This is a genomic window from Pseudomonas sp. PA-6-3C, from assembly GCF_021605825.1.
In the GTDB taxonomy this organism is placed as follows: Bacteria; Pseudomonadota; Gammaproteobacteria; order Pseudomonadales; family Pseudomonadaceae; genus Aquipseudomonas; species Aquipseudomonas edaphica.
On record NZ_WKDV01000008.1, the window covers coordinates 149744 to 165773 of the forward strand.

Annotated in this window: 17 protein-coding genes; all 17 read left to right on the forward strand. The window is 63.2% G+C overall.

Going from position 1 to position 16030, the window contains the following annotated elements; genetic code table 11:
• Window positions 1–3 precede the first annotated feature (3 nt).
• Window positions 4–258, forward strand: coding sequence for an acyl carrier protein (locus GIW48_RS08155; protein ID WP_003187949.1), 255 nt, complete (start codon window positions 4–6; stop codon window positions 256–258).
• The gene (locus tag GIW48_RS08160; protein ID WP_017138543.1) at window positions 255–800 is read left to right on the forward strand and encodes a membrane protein; all 546 of its coding nucleotides are present in this window, start codon (window positions 255–257) and stop codon (window positions 798–800) included. The genes GIW48_RS08155 and GIW48_RS08160 overlap by 4 nt, the downstream gene beginning before the upstream one ends.
• Window positions 797–2467, forward strand: coding sequence for an acyl-CoA synthetase family protein (locus GIW48_RS08165; RefSeq protein ID WP_186617939.1), 1671 nt, complete (start codon window positions 797–799; stop codon window positions 2465–2467). Before GIW48_RS08160 ends, GIW48_RS08165 begins: the two co-directional genes overlap by 4 nt.
• A 182-nt stretch (window positions 2468–2649) precedes the next feature.
• Window positions 2650–3384, forward strand: a complete 735-nt coding sequence (locus GIW48_RS08170) for a glycosyltransferase family 2 protein (protein WP_017138545.1) — start codon at window positions 2650–2652, stop codon at window positions 3382–3384.
• Window positions 3381–4316 carry an LpxL/LpxP family acyltransferase gene (locus tag GIW48_RS08175; RefSeq protein WP_176991734.1) on the forward strand — a complete coding sequence of 312 codons (936 nt, stop codon included), beginning with the start codon at window positions 3381–3383 and terminating at the stop codon, window positions 4314–4316. The genes GIW48_RS08170 and GIW48_RS08175 overlap by 4 nt, the downstream gene beginning before the upstream one ends.
• Entirely contained in the window at window positions 4300–5841 is a 1542-nt protein-coding gene (locus GIW48_RS08180; protein ID WP_236460434.1) for an HAL/PAL/TAL family ammonia-lyase, read from the forward strand. The genes GIW48_RS08175 and GIW48_RS08180 overlap by 17 nt, the downstream gene beginning before the upstream one ends.
• Complete coding sequence (locus tag GIW48_RS08185) at window positions 5834–6259, forward strand: acyl-CoA thioesterase (RefSeq protein ID WP_236460435.1); 426 nt, start codon at window positions 5834–5836, stop codon at window positions 6257–6259. The genes GIW48_RS08180 and GIW48_RS08185 overlap by 8 nt, the downstream gene beginning before the upstream one ends.
• A 29-nt stretch (window positions 6260–6288) precedes the next feature.
• A complete protein-coding gene (locus GIW48_RS08190; protein ID WP_186617946.1) occupies window positions 6289–6939 on the forward strand; it encodes an outer membrane lipoprotein carrier protein LolA in 651 nt (216 codons plus the stop codon).
• Window positions 6929–9241: an MMPL family transporter gene (locus GIW48_RS08195; protein WP_236460437.1), complete on the forward strand. Its 2313-nt coding sequence runs from the start codon at window positions 6929–6931 to the stop codon at window positions 9239–9241. Before GIW48_RS08190 ends, GIW48_RS08195 begins: the two co-directional genes overlap by 11 nt.
• A 33-nt stretch (window positions 9242–9274) precedes the next feature.
• Entirely contained in the window at window positions 9275–10522 is a 1248-nt protein-coding gene (locus GIW48_RS08200; RefSeq protein WP_017138551.1) for a tryptophan 7-halogenase, read from the forward strand.
• Window positions 10519–11253, forward strand: coding sequence for a class I SAM-dependent methyltransferase (locus GIW48_RS08205; protein ID WP_138452431.1), 735 nt, complete (start codon window positions 10519–10521; stop codon window positions 11251–11253). Before GIW48_RS08200 ends, GIW48_RS08205 begins: the two co-directional genes overlap by 4 nt.
• Window positions 11250–11732, forward strand: coding sequence for a hypothetical protein (locus GIW48_RS08210; RefSeq protein WP_236460438.1), 483 nt, complete (start codon window positions 11250–11252; stop codon window positions 11730–11732). The genes GIW48_RS08205 and GIW48_RS08210 overlap by 4 nt, the downstream gene beginning before the upstream one ends.
• Complete coding sequence (locus GIW48_RS08215; RefSeq protein WP_236460440.1) at window positions 11729–12895, forward strand: beta-ketoacyl-[acyl-carrier-protein] synthase family protein; 1167 nt, start codon at window positions 11729–11731, stop codon at window positions 12893–12895. Before GIW48_RS08210 ends, GIW48_RS08215 begins: the two co-directional genes overlap by 4 nt.
• The gene (locus tag GIW48_RS08220) at window positions 12892–13353 is read left to right on the forward strand and encodes an ApeP family dehydratase (protein WP_138452436.1); all 462 of its coding nucleotides are present in this window, start codon (window positions 12892–12894) and stop codon (window positions 13351–13353) included. Before GIW48_RS08215 ends, GIW48_RS08220 begins: the two co-directional genes overlap by 4 nt.
• Window positions 13350–14078 carry a 3-oxoacyl-ACP reductase FabG gene (gene fabG / locus GIW48_RS08225; RefSeq protein WP_099548055.1) on the forward strand — a complete coding sequence of 243 codons (729 nt, stop codon included), beginning with the start codon at window positions 13350–13352 and terminating at the stop codon, window positions 14076–14078. The genes GIW48_RS08220 and fabG overlap by 4 nt, the downstream gene beginning before the upstream one ends.
• Window positions 14078–15304: a beta-ketoacyl-ACP synthase gene (locus GIW48_RS08230; RefSeq protein ID WP_236460442.1), complete on the forward strand. Its 1227-nt coding sequence runs from the start codon at window positions 14078–14080 to the stop codon at window positions 15302–15304. Before fabG ends, GIW48_RS08230 begins: the two co-directional genes overlap by 1 nt.
• A gap of 26 nt (window positions 15305–15330) precedes the next feature.
• Window positions 15331–15750: a hypothetical protein gene (locus GIW48_RS08235; RefSeq protein ID WP_017138558.1), complete on the forward strand. Its 420-nt coding sequence runs from the start codon at window positions 15331–15333 to the stop codon at window positions 15748–15750.
• Window positions 15751–16030: the final 280 nt, after the last annotated feature.

Genomic DNA, 16030 nt, shown 5'->3' on the forward strand with positions numbered 1-16030 from the left:
ACCATGCAAACTCGTGACGATATTTTCAACACCCTGCGCGATGCCTTGGTGGAACTGTTTGAACTGCCGCCTGAGCGCGTCACCCTCGACGCCAACCTGTATCAGGACCTGGAAATCGACAGCATCGATGCCGTGGACCTGATCGACCATATCAAGCGCCAGACCGGCAAGAAGATCGCCGCCGAAGAGTTCAAGGCGGTGCGCACTGTCAACGACGTGGTTGAGGCGGTGTACCGTCTGGTCCAGCCTGCCGCATGAGCCGGCTGATCGGCCTTGGCCTGTTGCTGGCGGGGCTGCTGTACCCTTTTGCGGTGTATTACGGCACCGAGCACTTCGCGCCGTGGCAATTCGGTTTGCTGCTGGGCAGCCTGTGGCTGTTGCGTGCGCTGACCGGCGCACGGCGCCCCGGCAGCCGCTGGATGGCCGTAGCGGTGATCGTGTTCTGCCTGCTGTTGGCCTGGTTCGACAACCCGCAGTTGCTGCGCTGGTACCCGAGCCTGGTCAGCGCGTTCATGCTGGCGCTGTTCGGCATGAGCCTCAAATACGGGCCGCCGATGGTCGAGCGTCTTGCACGCATGACCGACCCGCAGCTGCCGCCCAAAGCAATTGTGTACACGCGCCAGGTCACCGTGGTGTGGAGTGTGTTTTTTCTGTGTAATGGCTTGCTCGCCGCCGCCCTCACGCTGTGGGCGCCACTGAGCTGGTGGACGTTGTACAACGGCCTCATCGCCTACGGGCTGATGGGGCTGCTGTTTGCCGTGGAATGGCTGGTACGACAAAGGGTTCGAGGCCGCGTATGAATGGGTTGAAACTTGAGCACTTGCTGCTTGAGGCGCTGGAACAACGTTCGGTCACCACCGAACCTGCGATGAATCACGTCCAACTCTGCGAGCAGGCCCTGAGCCTCGCGGCGGGCCTGCAGGCGCGCGGCATCCAGCGCTTGGCGGTGCACCTGGAAGACGCAGGCGTGCTGGCCGTTGCCCTGCTGGGCGCCTGGCGTGCCGGGGTCAGTGTGCTGCTGCCTGCCGACTTGCAGCCCCAGACCCGCCAACGCTGGGACGACAGCGTGGACGCCTGGCTGGTAGAGGCAGCCGACCTTGACGCGTTGTATCAGGCGCCATTGAGCCCTGCCGCGCTCGACCTCGACGCCTGCCAATTAAGCCTGTGCACCTCCGGCTCCAGCGGCGAACCCAAGCGCATCGACAAGACCCTGCGCCAACTGGCCAACGAAGTGGCGGCGCTGGAAGCGCTGTGGGGCGCAGGCCTCAAAGACGCCTGCATCATCGGCAGCGTGGCCACCCAACATATCTATGGTTTGCTGTTCCGGGTGTTGTGGCCGCTGTGCGCCGGTCGCACCTTTGTGCGCAAGCAACTGGCCTTCCCTGAAGACATGCAGCGCGCCAGCCGCGAACATGCGCAATTTGCCTGGGTCGCCAGCCCCGCACTGCTCAAGCGCATGGGCGACAACCTCGACTGGCCCGCACTGAGTAAAGTGTCGCGAGTGTTCTCCTCCGGCGGCGCGCTGCCAGTGGAAGCCGCCGGCAGCCTGTACGACCGCTTGCAGCAATGGCCGACGGAAATCCTCGGCAGCTCGGAAACCGGCGGTATCGCCTGGCGCCAGGGCGCACAGCCGTGGCAGCCATTTGCCGATGTGGAACTGAGCCAGGATGCCGACGGCGCCCTACGCATTGCCTCGCCGTACCTGCCGGCCGGGCATATCGAACAAACCGCCGACGCGGCGCGCATTCATTCCGATGGCCGCTTCGAGCTGCTCGGGCGCCTGGACCGCATCGTCAAACTGGAAGAAAAGCGCATCTCCCTGCCCATGCTCGAACAGGCACTGCTGACCCACGCCTGGGTCGCTGAAACCCGTCTGGGCGTGGTGCAGGAAAACCGCGCTTCACTTGGCGCGCTGGTGGTGCTGAGCGCCGAGGGCCTGCATGCGCTGCGCAATCAGGGGCGACGCAGCGTCACCCAAACCCTGCGCGAGCATTTAAGCCAACATTGCGAAGCCCTGGCCCTGCCACGTCGCTGGCGTTTGCTGCGCCAGCTGCCGCTGAACAGCCAAGGCAAACTGCCCCAGGCTGACGCGGAGGCATTGCTGCTGGCACCACGCCCAAAAGCACCCGAAGTGCTGGAACAGGTCGAAGCCAACGGCGAATGGACTGTGCAACTGAGCATCCCGCCGGACCTGGCCTACTTCAGCGGCCATTTCCCGGTCACACCGGTGCTGCCCGGCGTGGTGCAGGTGGAATGGGCCTTCAACCTCGGCCAGCAACTGCTCGATTTACCCGCGACCTTTGCCGGGATGGAAGTGCTCAAGTTCCAGCAACTGGTGCGCCCTGGTGATCAGGTTGAACTGCACCTGCGCTTCGATCCGGAGCGCGGCAAGCTGTACTTCGCGTACCGCAACGGCGATGCGGCCTGCTCCAGCGGCCGGATTCAATTGGTGGCTGCGCATGCATAAGCTCTTGTGGCGAGCAGGCTTGCCCTGCGTTGGGCTGCGAAGCGGCCCCAAAACCTGTAATGGAGTTCTGCCTGATTCACAGAGGTTACCTTACTGGGGCCGCTGCGCAGCCCAACGCAGGCGGTGCGACGATTCGACAAGCCTGCTCGCCACAGGTTGTTCAATCGCTGGCTGGGTACGCCATGCATAACCCCTGCGCCCTCATCCCGGTCTACAACCACGAAGCCGCCGTGCCCGCCGTGGTTCACAGCCTGTTGAACAGCGGCCTGCCGTGCCTGCTGGTCGATGACGGCAGCAGCCCGGCGTGCGCGGCGGTATTGGCGCAACTGGCAACGCTCGATCACGTCACCTTGCTGACCCTGCCAAACAACCAAGGCAAAGGCGGCGCGGTCATGGCCGGTTTTCGCGAAGCCGCGCGCCTGGGCTACACCCACGCGTTGCAGGTAGACGCCGACGGCCAGCACGACCTGCGCGAAGTCGACAGCTTCCTCGACGCCTCGCGCACGCACCCAAACGCGGTGATCTGCGGCTACCCCGAATACGACGACAGCGTGCCCAAAGGTCGCCTTTACGCGCGCTACCTGACCCACGTGTGGGTGTGGATCAACACCCTGTCGCTGCAAATTCGCGACTCGATGTGCGGTTTTCGCGTGTACCCGCTGGCGCCGACGCTGGCCTTGATGGATTCGGCGTACATCGGCACGCGCATGGATTTCGACTCCGACATCCTGGTACGCCTGGCCTGGCGCAACCAGCCGATGCGCTGGCTGCCGACCCAAGTGCATTACCCTACCGATGGCGTGTCACACTTCCGCCTGTTCCGCGACAACGTGCGCATCAGCGCCATGCACACCCGGCTGTTCTTCGGCATGCTGGTACGCGCGCCGATGATTGTGTGGCGACGGTGGCAGGCATGAGCGACAGCACCAAACACTGGGCCGACCGCGAAGAGCGCGGCAGCTTCTGGCTGATGAAGCTCACCGCGTTCGCGGCCAAAGTACTGGGCCGCCGCCTGCTGAGCCCGGTGCTGTACGGCATTGTGTTGTACTTTTTCCTGTTCGGGCGCACGGCGCGCCAAAGTGCCTGGCAATACCAGCAGCGCCTGGCCGACTGGAGCGGGCGCGATGCGTTGCGGCCCAGCCATAAAAGCGTGTTCGCGCAGTTCATGGCCTTCGCCGACTCCTTGCTCGACAAGCTCGACGTGTGGAACGGCAAGCTGCGCATCGAACAGATCGAAATCAACGACCCGGCGCAATTGCGCGGGCAGTTACGCGGCAAGCGCGGCCAGATGCTGGTGGGCGCGCACTTGGGCAACCTGGAGGTGTGCCGCGCACTCGCAGAGATTGGCGAACAAGTCACCATGAACGTGTTGGTGCACACCAAGCACGCCGAACAATTCAACCGCCTGCTGGGCGAGGCCGGGGCCACGCACTTGCGCCTGATCCAGGTCAGCGAGCTGGACCCGGCGACCATGCTGCTGCTCAGCCAGCGCCTGGACGAGGGCGAGTGGCTGGCGATTGCCGGTGACCGCGTGCCCCTGCACGGCGGGCGCAAGGTGCGCGTGGACTTTCTCGGGCATGCCGCCGCCTTCCCCCAAGGCCCGTGGCTGCTGGCCGGCCTGCTTAAATGCCCGGTCAACCTGCTGATGTGCCTCAAGCACAATGGCCGCTATCGCCTGACCATCGAGCCGTTCGCCGCCTTGATCGAATGGAAGCGCAGCACCCGCGAGCACGTCATCGCCCAGTGGACCGCCCGCTACGCCGCACGCCTGGGCGATTTTTGCCTGGAGGCGCCCCAACAATGGTTCAACTTTTACCCTTTCTGGAAGACCGATGACCCCGCATCTTGAGCCGGTAATTTTTGGCGAACGCCACCTGCCAATCGAAGACGTGCTGGCCCTGGCCAACCGTCAGGCGCCCACGCAATTGCAGGATGACGCTGCCTATCGCCAGCGCATCGCCAAGGGCGCGCAGTTCCTCGACTCGCTGCTGGACAAGGAAGGCGTGATCTATGGCGTGACTACCGGCTACGGCGACTCCTGCGTGGTGGCGGTGCCGTTGCAGCACGTCGAGGCGTTGCCACGTCACCTCTACACCTTCCACGGTTGCGGCCTGGGCAAGTTGCTCGACGCCCAAGCCACCCGCGCCGTGCTCGCCGCACGCTTGCAGTCGCTGTGCCATGGTGTGTCCGGCGTGCGCGTGGAGTTGCTGGAGCGCCTGCATGCCTTCCTCGAACACGACGTGCTGCCGCTGATTCCGGAAGAAGGCTCGGTGGGCGCCAGCGGTGATCTGACGCCGCTGTCCTACGTGGCGGCGACCCTGTCCGGTGAGCGCGAAGTGCTGTTCCGTGGCGAACGCCGCCAGGCTGCCGACGTACACCGCGAACTCGGTTGGGAGCCGCTGGTGCTGCGCCCCAAGGAAGCCCTGGCCTTGATGAACGGCACCGCCGTGATGACCGGCCTTGCCTGCCTGGCCTTCGCCCGCGCCGACTACCTGCTGCAACTGGCCACGCGCATCACCGCATTGAACGTGGTAGCGCTGCAAGGCAACCCGGAACACTTCGACGAGCGCCTGTTCGCCGCCAAGCCGCACCCGGGGCAGATGCAAGTGGCCGCCTGGCTGCGCAAGGACCTGGCGATCGATGCGCCGACTGCGCCGCTGCATCGTTTGCAGGATCGCTACTCGCTGCGCTGCGCGCCCCATGTGCTGGGCGTGCTGGCCGACAGCCTGAACTGGCTGCGCTCGTTCATTGAAATCGAGCTGAACAGCGCCAACGACAACCCGATTATCGACGCCGAAGAAGAGCGCGTGCTGCACGGCGGGCACTTCTACGGCGGGCATATCGCCTTTGCCATGGACAGCCTCAAGACCCTGGTGGCTAACGTCGCCGACCTGCTTGACCGTCAGCTCGCGCTGCTGGTGGATGTGCGTTACAACCACGGCCTGCCGAGCAACCTGTCCGGCGCGCCGGCCGACCGCGCGATGATCAACCACGGCTTCAAGGCCGTGCAGATCGGTACCAGCGCCTGGACCGCCGAAGCGCTGAAAAACACCATGCCGGCCAGCGTGTTCTCGCGTTCCACCGAATGCCACAACCAGGACAAGGTGAGCATGGGCACCATCGCCGCCCGCGACGCAATCCGCGTGCTGGAGCTGACCGAACAGGTCGCCGCCGCCACCTTGCTCGCCGCCAACCAAGGCGTGTGGCTGCGCGCCCAGGTTGAAGATGCACGCCCACTGCCACCAGCACTGGCGGCCATGCATATCGAGCTGGCCAAAGACTTCCCGCCGGTGATCGAAGACCGCGCATTGGAAGGCGAACTGCGCCTGTGCCTCAAACGTATCGCCGAGCAACACTGGAGGCTGCATGCGTAGCCAGGGCGTTTTGCATTGCGACACGCAAATCCTCGTGCCGTTTTTTGATGTCGATACCATGAACGTGGTGTGGCACGGGCATTACGTGAAATACCTGGAAGTGGCGCGCTGCGCGTTGCTGGACAAGCTCGGCCACAACTACACGGCGATGCTCGAATCCGGCTACGCCTGGCCGGTGATCGACATGCAACTGCGCTATGTACGCGGCGCAGTGTTCGGCCAGACCCTCAACGTGCGCGCCAGTTTGGTGGAATGGGAAAACCGTTTGAAGGTGAATTACCTGATCACCGACCTCGCCAGCGGTGAACGCCTGACTCGCGCCAGCACTGTGCAAGTGGCGGTAGAAATCGCCAGCCGCGAGATGCAACTGGCCTCGCCAAAAGTCTTTGCCAACGCAGTAGAAAGGGCCTTGAAATGAGATCCAATGTGGGAGCGGGCTGGCCCGCGATGGTCGTCAACGATAACGCGCTTCGCCTGATACTGCGCAGCGCCCTCAGGTTCATCGCGGGCAAGCCCGCTCCCACATTGATCGGGTTGCTACTGAGTTTCAGTGCCCACGCCTTCGACCTGCAGCAGCTAAGTGACCAACTGGCCAAACCCGCCGTAATCCACGGCAGCTTCATCCAGGAAAAACACCTGCGCGCCCTGCCCCAGCCCTTGGTCAGCAAAGGCACGTTCGTACTCGCCAAAGACCACGGCCTGCTGTGGCTGTTGAAAACCCCGCTGCAACAGGACTACCGCATCAGCGCCCAAGGCATCGCCCGACGTGACGCCAACGGCTGGCAATTGCTGCCGAACAAGAGCGCCGGTGCCGAGCAGAATCGCCTGTTCCTTGCAGTACTCCAAGGCGACAGCAGTGGCTTGCAGCGCGATTTCGAGCTGCAGCTGCAAGGCGAAGCCCAACAGTGGAAGCTGACGCTGGTCCCACGTTCGCTGCTGCTCAAGCAGGTATTCACCCAGATCAATATCGACGGCGGCGAGCTGGTGCAAACAATCGAACTGCTCGAAACCCAGGGCGACAGCACCGTGCTGCGCATGCAGGACAGCACTGCCGGCCAACCGTTGAGCGAATCGGAGCAACACGACTTTGCCCAGTGAGCGCTGGCTGCCACGCCTGTTCCTGATCCTGCTGGTGGCGGTGTTGGCGCTGGCCGGCTGGCAGTGGCGCCATGGCGCGCCATTGTCGGCCAACCTGATGGAACTGGTGCCGGGCAGCACGCCGGATGCGCTGGAACTCAAGGCCGAACAGCGTATGCAGGAACCGCTGAACCGCGAAATGCTGGTGTTGGTGGGGCATGCCGATCGGCAAAAAGCCGTAGCAGTGGCGCAGCAAATGGGCGAACGCTGGCAGGCCAGCGGCCTGTTTGAAAAAGTGCAGTGGAACCTGCAAGCCGACTTGCCCGCCCTGCGTGAACAATTGCTGCGCGGTCGGCTGGCGATGCTCTCGGCCAAGGACCGCGAGCAACTGATCGAGCACCCGGACGCGTTCATTCAGCAGCGCGTGCAAGCGCTGTTCGACCCGTTTACCGGGTTCAGCCTGGTGCCGAGCCAGGACGACTGGCTGGGCCTTACCGGTCGCATCCAGAACAGCCAGCCGCAGCACGGTTCGGTGCAGCTCGATATCGGCAGCGGCGCCTTGATTGCCGATGCCGACGGCAAAAGCTGGGTGCTGCTGCGTGCGCGCACCACCGGCAATGCCTTTGATATGAAACTGCCGCTGCAAGTGGCGGACCTGCTCCAGGCCAGTCGCGAACAGGCCCGCGAGCAAGGCGCGCAATTGCTCGCTGCCAGCGGCCTGCTTTACGCCGCCAACGGGCAGCAACAGGCCACGCGGGAAATCACCTGGGTCGGTGGTGGCGCCACGCTGGGCATCCTGTTGTTGCTGTTGCTGGCGTTTCGGCGCTGGCGCGTGTTGCTGGCGTTTGTGCCGGTGCTGGTGGGTATGCTGTTTGGCGCGGTGGCCTGTGTGGCACTGTTCGGCCATATGCATGTGATGACCCTGGTGCTGGGCTCCAGCCTGATCGGCGTGGCGGTGGATTACCCGCTGCATTACCTGTCCAAAAGCTGGAGCCTGCAACCCTGGCGCAGCTGGCCGGCATTGCGCCTGACCTTGCCAGGGCTGAGCCTGAGCCTGGCGACCAGTTGCATTGGCTACCTGGCGCTGGCATGGACGCCGTTCCCGGCGCTGACGCAAATCGCCGTGTTCTCCGCCGCCGGTTTAGTCGGTGCCTACCTGTCGGCGGTGTGCCTGCTGCCCGCGCTGCTCAAGGGTGTGGAGCTGCGCCCGGCACAATGGCCGCTGCGGATTGCCGAATGCCTGTGGCTATTGCGCGCCGCGCTGCTCAAGCGCGTGCCAAGCCCGGTGCTGCTGGCACTGTTGCTGCTGTTTTGCGCGGGCGGCCTGTGGCACTTGAACAGTAAAAATGATATCCGCCAGTGGATCGGTGCCCCACCGCAATTGCTGCAAGAAGCGCAGGCCGTGGCGCGCATTACTGGTTTCCAGCCCACCAGCCAGTTTTTCCTGGTGCGCGCCGACAACCAGCAGCAGTTACTGGAACGCCAGGCCGCCCTGGGCGAACGCCTGGATCAGTTGGTGAACATGGGCAAGCTGCAAGGCTACCTGGCGCTCAACCAACTGGTGAGCCTGCCGGCTGAGCAGCAACACCTTCGTAATGCGCTGAACAACCTTGCGCAGCACTGGCAGCCGCTGCTGGACCTTGGCGTGCCGGCCAGCGCGCTGCAAGCCGAAGTCACGCAACTGCAAGCGCTGCCCACCGAAGACATCGATGCCGCACTGATCGGCCCATTGGCTGAGCCTTGGCGCACATTGTGGCTGGGGCCGGTAAACGGCGGCGTGGCGGCGATGGTCAGCCTGCAAGGCCTGAACAACCCGGCGCTGTTGCGTGTGCAAGCGCTGGACTTACCCGGCGTGCAACTGGTTGACCGGCTGGGTGATTTGAACCGAGTGTTTGCCGACACGCAGATCAGCGCGGCTGAGTTGAAGCTGATGTCGTGTGTGCTGATCGTGCTGTTATTGATCATGCCGTTCGGTGTTGGCGGCGCCTTGCGCATCGTCGCCCTGCCACTGCTCGCGGCACTGTGCAGCCTCGCCAGCCTCGGTTGGCTGGGCCAGCCGCTGACCTTGTTCAGCCTGTTCGGCCTGCTGTTGGTCACTGCCATCAGCGTCGACTATGCGATCTTGATGCGCGAGCAGATCGGCGGCGCGGCCGTGAGTCTTTTAGGTACGCTGCTGGCAGCACTGACGACCTGGTTGTCGTTTGGCCTGCTGGCGGTGTCGAGTACACCCGCCGTGAGCAATTTCGGCCTGTCGGTCAGCCTCGGCCTGGCGTTCAGCTTTATGCTGGCGCCTTGGGCCGGGCATCAGAAGCACGCCTTATGAATGTGTTAATCGCCAAAGTGGCAAGGAGCCCTCGTGCCCACAGTTGAAATGGAACGTCGCCAGGTGGTGGTGATTGGTGCCGGGCCATCCGGCGCTATCGCCGCCGCGCTGTTAAAGCGCCACGGGCATGATGTATTGATCATCGAGCGCGAGCATTTCCCACGCTTCTCGATTGGCGAAAGCCTGCTGTCGCACTGCATCGACTTTATCGAAGAAGCCGGCATGCTCGACGCCGTACAGGCCGCGGGTTTCCAGGTAAAAACCGGCGCGGCGTTCGCCTGGGGCGAGCGCTACAGTGCGTTTGATTTCGGTGACACCTTCAGCAACGGCAAGCCCACCACCTTCCAAGTGCAGCGCGGCGAGTTCGACAAGTTGCTGGCTGATCAAGCGGCGCTGCAAGGCGTAGAGATTCGCTATGGCCAAAGCATCGTCGGTGTGGATTTCGCCGGTGAAAGCCGCTACCTGCACGTGCGTCGCCAGAATGGCAGCGAGTATCACCTCAAGGCCAAGTTCGTGCTCGATGCCAGCGGCTACGGCCGCGTGCTGTCGCGCCTGCTGGACCTGGAAGCACCGTCGAATTTCCCGGTGCGCCAGGCGGTGTTTACCCACGTTGAAGATCACATCACACACCCAGGTTTTGATCGCAGCAAAATCCTCGTCACCACTCACCCGACCCAACGCGATATCTGGTTCTGGACCATCCCGTTCAGCCATGGCCGCTGCTCGGTAGGCGTGGTGGCGGCAAAAGAACATTTCGACGGCCGCGACAGCGACCTCGACGCCTGCCTGCGCGGTTTCATCGCTGAGACGCCAAGCCTGGCGGGCGTGCTGCAAAACGCCGTGTGGGATACGCCCGCGCGTACCCTCGCCGGCTATTCGGCCAACGTCAAAACCCTGCACGGCCCGGGCTTTGCGCTGCTGGGCAATGCGGCGGAATTTCTCGACCCGGTGTTCTCTTCCGGCGTGACCATCGCCATGCGATCGGCGAGCATGGCCGCAGCGCTGTTACATCGCCAACTCAAGGGCGAAACCGTCGACTGGCAAACCGAGTTCGCCGAGCCGCTGAAACGCGGGGTCGACACCTTCCGTTGCTATGTCGAAGGCTGGTATGCAGGCACCTTCCAGGACGTGATTTTTCACCCAGGCAGCTCGCCGGAGATACGCCGGATGATCAGTTCGATCCTCGCCGGTTACGCCTGGGATGAGCGCAACCCGTTTGTCAGCGAGCCCAAACGGCGGCTGCGGATGTTGTCTGAAATTTGTGCGGGTGAGCCGGTATGAGTAGCCAATACCTGAGTAAAAACTACGTCGAAGAAACCAAATTCGGCTTCTGGTTCCTGCGCAGCCACACTTGGCAGCACCATGTATTGCGCGTGGCGATCAACGACCTGCGCGGCCTGTTCACCGACCCGCTGCCGGTGGCGCCGGTGCTGCTGGACGCCGGTTGCGGCCAGGGCAAGTCGTTCCAGTATTTGCAGCAGGTGTTCGCGCCACAGCGCCTGATCGGCCTGGATGCCGACCCGCACAGCCTGGAGCTGAGCCAGGCAGAAGCCAAGCGCCAAGGCTTGGCCATCGAGCTGATCGGCAGCGACTGCGCCACACTGCAGGTGCCGGACGCAAGCGTGGATATCCTGTTCTGCCACCAGACCTTTCACCATCTGGTGGAACAGCATCGCGCCTTGAAAGAGTTCTATCGCGTACTCAAGCCGGGCGGCTATCTGCTGTTTGCCGAATCCACCGAAGCCTATATCGACACTTGGGTGATTCGCTGGCTGTTCCGCCACCCGATGCATGTGCAGAAAAGCGCTGAAGAATACCTGGAGATGCTGCGCGAGCAGGGTTTTGAGTTCGGCCCACAGAACGTTTCGTACCCGTATTTGTGGTGGAGCCGCTCCAGCGATTTCGGCCTGCTGGAACGCTGGGGCCTGCGCAGCCCACCACCGGTTGGCCAGCGCGAAGAAACGCTGGTCAACTGCGTGGCGCGTAAACCTGTAGCGAGCGCCGAAACATGATTCGTATGCTGTTGATGGGTTGCCTGTTGCTGCTGAGCGCCTGCGTCAGCCAGCCGCCGCTGCCCGAAAAAACCCCGGCCCTGGCCTTGCCCATGCAACTGCACGTGCAGAGCCGCGCCGACGGCCAAACCCAGGATTGGCTGCTGGTGATCCAGCGCGAAGGCACAGCCATTCGCTGGTCGATGATGGACCCGCTGGGCATTCCCCAGGCCCGGCAAAAGCTGATCAATGGCCAGTGGCAGGCCGACGGCTTGCTGCCGCCCAATCCGCAGGCGCGTGAGTTGTTTGCGGCGCTGTTGTTTGCGCTGACCTCGGCCGATGACATACCCACGCTGTACCCGCGTGCCCAGGCGATGGACCTGACGCGCACGCTGCCGGGGCATTGGCAGATCGTCTATCAGTCCTCCGAGGTGTTCAGCGTGAACATGGCGGGCCAGCCGTTGAGCTACCGCATCACCCCACTGGGGGCGGCGCGATGACGGCTTACCTGAATGCCCTGGGCGTGATCTGCGCCCTGGGCCGCGGCCAGGCTGAAGTCAGCCGCAGCCTGTTTGCCGGCGATTGTTCCGGCATGCGCGCCGAAAGCGGTTGGGTGCCAGAGCGCGTGCTGCCGGTGGGCGGCGTGCGCAGCGAGCTGGTGGCAATCCCGGCTGACCTACGCCCGCAGAGCAGCCGCAATAACCAGTTGCTGCTGGAAGCGGCCTTGCAGATTGAAACCGAGCTGCGCCAGGCAATCCACACCTACGGCGCCTCGCGGGTTGGCATTGTGCTGGGCACCAGCACCTCGGGCATCGATGAAGCCAGTCGCGGCATCGCGCATTACCTGCGTGGGCAGCAGTTCCCGGGCGACTATGACTACCAGCAACAGGAACTCAGCGCACCGGCGAATTTTCTCGCTGACTGGCTACAGGTAAGCGGCCCGGCCTATGTGATTTCTACTGCCTGCACTTCCAGCGCCCGTGCGCTGATGAGTGCCCAGCGCCTGCTCGACCTGGGTGTGTGTGATGCGGTGATCTGCGGCGGTGTCGACAGCCTGTGCAAGCTGACGCTGAACGGCTTTACCGCGCTGGAAGCGGTCGCCAGCGAACGCTGCAATCCGTTTTCGGTGAACCGCAACGGCATCAATATCGGCGAAGCGGCAGTGCTGTTTCTGATGACCAAAACACCTGCGCCGATTGCCTTGCTCGGCAGCGGCGCCAGTTGCGATGCGCACCATATCTCCGCGCCAGAGCCCAGCGGCAAAGGTGCGTTGCAGTCGATGCGCAAGGCCTTGGCCAACGCCAAACTTGAACCGGAACACATCGGTTACCTGAACCTGCACGGCACTGCCACCCAACACAACGACGCCATGGAAAGCCTGGCCGTCGCCAGCCTGTTTCCTCAAGGCGTAGCGTGTTCGTCGACCAAGCCCATGAGCGGCCACACCCTCGGTGCCGCAGGCGCGCTGGAAGCGGCGTTCTGCTGGTTGAGCCTGATGCATGACCGTGTGCCGCCGCATGTGTGGGACGGTCAAGCCGATCCGACGCTGCCCGCGCTGCAGTGGGCACAGACCGGCGACACCTTGAAAAAACGCTGCCTGATGAGCAACTCGTTTGCCTTCGGCGGCAATAACGTCAGCCTGATAATCGCGGAGGCCCCATGATCGATTGGCCACTCGCCGAACTGCTGCCCCACGCGGGCGACATGATCCTGATCGACCAGGTGCTGTCGTTCGATGAAGAGCAGGTTCACACCCGCGCCACCGTCAAGCCCGGCGGCCTGTTCAACCGGCCGGACGGCGGCCTGCCAGCCTGGGTCGGCATCGAGCTGATGGCGCAAAGCGTCGCCGCCTATGCCGGCTGCCACGCGCGTCAGAACGGCGAGGCAGTGGAACTGGGTTTCCTGCTCGGCACGCGCAAATTCGAATGCAACGTGGAACACTTCCCGGCCGGCGCCGAGCTGCGCATCCACGGCCTGCGCTCGCTGGAAGACGACAACGGCATGGGTGTGTTCGAATGCCACCTGACCGGTGACGGTATCCAGGCCAGCGCACGTTTGAACGTATTTCGACCGCCCCAGGCGGCCAATTATTTAGATGAATCGAAGGACTCAACGCCATGACTGAATCCGTACTGGTCACCGGCTCCAGCCGTGGCATCGGCCGCGCCATTGCCCTGCGCCTGGCCCAGGCCGGGCATGACATCGTGCTGCATTGCCGCAGTGGCCGCGCTGAAGCGGACGCGGTAAAGCTCGAGATCGAGGCGCTGGGCCGCAAGGCGCGGGTGCTGCAATTTGATGTGGCGGATCGTTTCAGCTGCAAGGAAATCCTTGAGGCCGACGTGGAGCAATATGGCGCCTATTACGGCGTGGTGCTCAACGCCGGCCTGACACGCGACGGTGCGTTCCCGGCCCTCTCCGAAGACGATTGGGATGTGGTGATGCGCACCAACCTGGATGGTTTCTACAACGTGCTGCACCCGGTGATGATGCCGATGATTCGTCGTCGCGCCGCTGGCCGTATCGTTTGTATCACGTCGGTTTCCGGTTTGATCGGCAACCGTGGCCAGGTCAACTACAGCGCCTCCAAAGCCGGTTTGATCGGCGCGGCCAAGGCGCTGGCTATTGAACTGGGCAAGCGCAAGATCACCGTCAATTGCGTCGCCCCAGGCTTAATCGACACGGCGATGCTGGATGAAAACGTGCCGGTCGAAGAACTGATGAAGATGATCCCGGCGCAACGCATGGGCACCCCGGAAGAAGTCGCCGGTGCGGTGAACTTCCTGATGTCGGCCGAGGCCGGCTATATCACGCGCCAAGTGCTGGCCGTGAATGGAGGCCTGTGCTGATGAAGCGCGTCGTCGTCACCGGCATGGCCGGCATGACCTCCCTGGGCAGCGATTGGGACACCATCGCCGCCAACTTTCGCGCCAACCGCAGCGGCATCCGGCGCATGGATGAGTGGGACCGTTTTACCGAATTGAACACGCGTCTGGCCGGGCCGATCGACGATTTCGTCGTGCCTGCGCACTGGACGCGCAAGCAACTGCGCAGCATGGGCCGCGTCTCTCGCCTGGCGGTGTGGGCGGCGGAACAGGCGTTGCGGGATGCAGGCTTGCTCGGCGATGAATCGATCAAGGACGGGCGCATGGGCGTGGCCTGTGGTTCATCCACCGGCAGCACCGATGAGATCAAGGCGTTCGGCAATATGCTGCTGAACTCAGTGGCCGAGGGGCTGAATGCCAACTCCTATGTGCGCATGATGCCGCACACCACGGCGGCGAATATCAGCATCTTCTTTGGCCTCACCGGGCGGCTGATCCCCACCTCCAGCGCCTGCACCAGCGGCAGCCAGGGCATTGGTTACGCCTACGAGGCGATCAAGTTCGGCCGCTTGCCGTTGATGCTTGCCGGCGGCGCCGAAGAGCTGTGCCCCACCGAAGCCATGGTGTTCGACGCGCTGTACGCCACCAGCCTCAAAAACGACGCGCCGCAGACCAGCCCACGCCCTTACGACAGCGGCCGCGACGGCCTGGTGATCGGCGAAGGCGGCGGCATGCTGGTGCTCGAAGAACTGGAGCACGCCCTGGCGCGCGGTGCGCATATCCACGCCGAGTTGGTCGGCTTCGGCAGCAACGCCGACGGCCAGCACACCACACGCCCGGAGCAGAAAACCATGCGCCGCGCCATGGAACTGGCCCTGGAAGATGCCGGGCTTGAGCCATCCGCCATCGGCTACGTCAATGGCCACGGCACCGCCACCGACCAGGGCGACATCGCCGAGACGCTGGCCACCAGCAGCCTGTTCGGCAGCCGCATGCCGATCAGTTCGCAGAAGAGCTTTCTGGGCCACACTTTGGGCGCGTGCGGCGCACTGGAATCGTGGTTCAGCATCGAAATGATGAACCGCGACCAGTATGTGCACACCTTCAACCTGGATGCCGTCGACCCGCAATGCGGCGAGCTGGATTACCTGCAAGGTGGGTTTCGCGAGATGCACAACGACTACGTGATGAACAACAACTTTGCCTTTGGCGGCGTCAACACTTCGCTGATCTTTCGCCGCTGGTCCTGATTTTTTAATTGACTGGAGAAAACGGAATGTCTTCCTTGCTACGCGCCACCCTGATCACTCTGGCTTTGCTGACCACCGCCGGTTGCACCAACAAACCCGTGCTAAACACCCAGCACGATTTGCCGGTCACGGCCCAGCTCAGCGAAGAAAAAATCAAACAGGTGATCGTCGCGGCCCTGCAAAAACGCGAATGGACCGTGCAACGCCTGAGCCCGCAACTGGTGCAGGCCGAAATCACTGTGCGCAACCAATTCCACGCCGAAATCGATATCCGCTACACCCGCACCAGCTACGCCATCACCTACCGCGACAGCCGCGACCTGGGCTACAAGGACGGCAAGATCCATCGCAACTACAACCGCTGGGTGAGCATGCTGGATCGCGACATCATGGCGGGCTTGCAGAGTGCGGGTATCAATGGCGTGGAGGCCTTAAAGCAGAACTGAGGCTTTCGCATCCAAATGTGGGAGCTGGCTTGCCTGCGATGGGCATAGGTATCTACACAACTTTTAAAAGCACCCTATTTCTCCTGTGGCGAGCAGGCTTGTCCTGCGTTGGGCTGCGAAGCAGCCCCAAACCCAGTCGCTGAGTTCTTTCAGGAAAATTGCAGTGCCTGTACTGGGGCCGCTTCGCAGCCCAACGCAGGACAAGCCTGCTCGCCACAACAGCCCACCTGCCACAGACTTCGTGTTAACCGGTTGTGTAGATACCTATGCTGCGATGGGA

Bases quoted from the DNA above. Each gene is read 5' to 3' on its own strand.
- GIW48_RS08155 (WP_003187949.1), top strand. From the start codon at position 4: ATGCAAACTCGTGACGATATTTTCAACACCCTGCGCGATGCCTTGGTG.
- GIW48_RS08160 (WP_017138543.1), top strand. From the start codon at position 255: ATGAGCCGGCTGATCGGCCTTGGCCTGTTGCTGGCGGGGCTGCTGTAC.
- GIW48_RS08165 (WP_186617939.1), top strand. From the start codon at position 797: ATGAATGGGTTGAAACTTGAGCACTTGCTGCTTGAGGCGCTGGAACAA.
- GIW48_RS08170 (WP_017138545.1), top strand. From the start codon at position 2,650: ATGCATAACCCCTGCGCCCTCATCCCGGTCTACAACCACGAAGCCGCC.
- GIW48_RS08175 (WP_176991734.1), top strand. From the start codon at position 3,381: ATGAGCGACAGCACCAAACACTGGGCCGACCGCGAAGAGCGCGGCAGC.
- GIW48_RS08180 (WP_236460434.1), top strand. From the start codon at position 4,300: ATGACCCCGCATCTTGAGCCGGTAATTTTTGGCGAACGCCACCTGCCA.
- GIW48_RS08185 (WP_236460435.1), top strand. From the start codon at position 5,834: ATGCGTAGCCAGGGCGTTTTGCATTGCGACACGCAAATCCTCGTGCCG.
- GIW48_RS08190 (WP_186617946.1), top strand. From the start codon at position 6,289: ATGGTCGTCAACGATAACGCGCTTCGCCTGATACTGCGCAGCGCCCTC.
- GIW48_RS08205 (WP_138452431.1), top strand. From the start codon at position 10,519: ATGAGTAGCCAATACCTGAGTAAAAACTACGTCGAAGAAACCAAATTC.
- GIW48_RS08210 (WP_236460438.1), top strand. From the start codon at position 11,250: ATGATTCGTATGCTGTTGATGGGTTGCCTGTTGCTGCTGAGCGCCTGC.
- GIW48_RS08215 (WP_236460440.1), top strand. From the start codon at position 11,729: ATGACGGCTTACCTGAATGCCCTGGGCGTGATCTGCGCCCTGGGCCGC.
- GIW48_RS08220 (WP_138452436.1), top strand. From the start codon at position 12,892: ATGATCGATTGGCCACTCGCCGAACTGCTGCCCCACGCGGGCGACATG.
- fabG (WP_099548055.1), top strand. From the start codon at position 13,350: ATGACTGAATCCGTACTGGTCACCGGCTCCAGCCGTGGCATCGGCCGC.
- GIW48_RS08230 (WP_236460442.1), top strand. From the start codon at position 14,078: ATGAAGCGCGTCGTCGTCACCGGCATGGCCGGCATGACCTCCCTGGGC.
- GIW48_RS08235 (WP_017138558.1), top strand. From the start codon at position 15,331: ATGTCTTCCTTGCTACGCGCCACCCTGATCACTCTGGCTTTGCTGACC.